We start from the raw sequence: 1,859 nt of genomic DNA, 5'->3' as shown, positions 1-1,859 counted from the left end.
CTGATGAACATCATCCCGTCGACCATCGTCGGCGCCTTCGCCGACGGCGACATCCTGCAGGTGCTGTTCTTCTCGGTGCTGTTCGGCATCGCGCTGGCGTTGGTCGGCGACAAGGGCACGCCCGTGCTCAATTTCCTGCAGGCGCTGACGACACCGATCTTCAAGCTGGTCAGCGTGCTGATGAAGGCGGCCCCCATTGGTGCCTTCGGCGCGATGGCCTTCACCATCGGCAAATACGGCATCGGCGCGGTGATCAATCTCGCTATGCTGGTCGGCACCTTCTACGTGACGTCGTTCCTGTTCGTGTTCGTCGTGCTTGGCGCGGTCTGCCGCTACAACGGGTTCTCCATCCTGTCGCTGATCCGCTATATCAAGGAAGAGCTGCTTTTGGTGCTGGGCACCTCCTCATCGGAAGCCGCCCTGCCCTCGCTGATGGAAAAGATGGAGAAGGCCGGCGCCAAGCGCTCGGTCGTCGGCCTGGTCATCCCAACCGGCTATTCCTTCAACCTCGACGGCACCAACATCTACATGACGCTGGCGGCGCTGTTCATCGCACAGGCGACCAACATCCACCTGTCTATGGGTGACCAGATCCTGCTGCTGCTGGTGGCCATGCTTTCCTCCAAGGGTGCCGCGGGCATCACCGGAGCGGGCTTCATCACCCTTGCGGCGACGCTTTCGGTGGTTCCGGCGGTGCCGGTCGCCGGCATGGCGCTGATCCTCGGCGTCGACCGCTTCATGTCGGAGTGCCGGGCGTTGACCAACTTCGTCGGCAATGCTGTCGCCACGCTGGTGGTGGCTCGCTGGGAAGGCGAACTCGACGAGGCCAAGCTGGCCAGAGCGCTGGCGGGCACGGCCGACGATAGCCTGCCGGCGGACGTTGTTCCCGCCGAGTAATGACGCGCGGTCAATGCGTAAAAGGCCGGAGGCGTGCTGCCTCTGGCCTTTGTCATGCAGGTCGCAACGTCAGACCGTGCCGGTCTTGCTCAGCGGCGTGTCCGGAAACGTGCTTGGGCCAACAGGCATGCGGGCTGCCAAAGTGCCCCCGTCGTCGAACAGCACAAGGCTGGCGGCGCCGACGAGCCCGGCATGGCGGCCGAGCTGGGCCTGAACGACCGGCACGTCGCGATAGGCGCGCATAGCCCGTTGCCTGATGGGCGCCTCGATGGTCGGCAGCATCAGATCGAGCCCATTGGCGATGCCACCGCCGACGACCAGCACATCGGGCGAATAGAGATGCAGGAGATTGGTGAAGCCAATGCCCAGCCAGCGCGCTTCCTCCTCCAGCAAGGCCGAGGCAAGAGCGTCCTGCAGCCGTGCCGCCTCGACGACATGGCGGCCGGTCACCTCCGCGTCCGCTGACAAGCGTCGCAAGGTAGAGCCGTCTCCGGCTGCCGTGGCGGCGCTGGCGCGGCGGCCAAGTGCCGTTCCCGACGCGATGGCCTCGAAGCAGCCAACGACACCGCATACGCAGCGCTCGCCTTCATTGGTGATGGTCATGTGACCGATCTCGGCTGCAAGGCCACGGCGGCCATGCAGGATGCGCCCGTCGACGACGACACCGCCGCCGATGCCGGTCGAAACCGTGACAAAGACCAGCGAGCGAGCGCCATGGCCGGCGCCGAAGCGCCATTCGCCGAGCGCCGCGGCATTGGCGTCGTTCTCCAGCCGCACCGGCAGGCCGAGCCGCCGTTCCAGGATGTCGGCAAGCGGCACGTCCAGCCAGCCGGCGAGCGTCGGCGGGCCGACGGCGATGCCGGCCAGCGGATCGAGCGGCCCCGGTGCACCGACGCCGACGCTCGCCGGCTGGCTGGACGTGCCGCTTGCCGACATCCTGGAACGGCGGCTCGGCCTGCCGG

The 1,859-nt window shown here is 66.6% G+C and carries 2 protein-coding genes; one reads left to right on the top strand and one right to left on the bottom strand.

Annotated features, from left to right (window positions below; translation table 11 throughout):
• Positions 1-897, top strand: an 897-nt coding sequence (locus EN750_RS32340; RefSeq protein WP_127399109.1) for a cation:dicarboxylase symporter family transporter, incomplete at its 5' end; no start/stop codon positions are given.
• A gap of 69 nt (positions 898-966) precedes the next feature.
• Here EN750_RS32340 and EN750_RS32335 read toward each other — a convergent pair.
• The coding region (locus tag EN750_RS32335; RefSeq protein ID WP_245482875.1) for an ROK family protein at positions 967-1,859 on the bottom strand (893 nt) is incomplete at its 5' end.

Origin of the sequence: Mesorhizobium sp. M7A.F.Ca.ET.027.03.2.1 (genome assembly GCF_003999175.1) — a bacterium.
In the GTDB taxonomy this organism is placed as follows: Bacteria; Pseudomonadota; Alphaproteobacteria; order Rhizobiales; family Rhizobiaceae; genus Mesorhizobium.
This window is presented reverse-complemented; position numbering and strand designations above follow the sequence as displayed.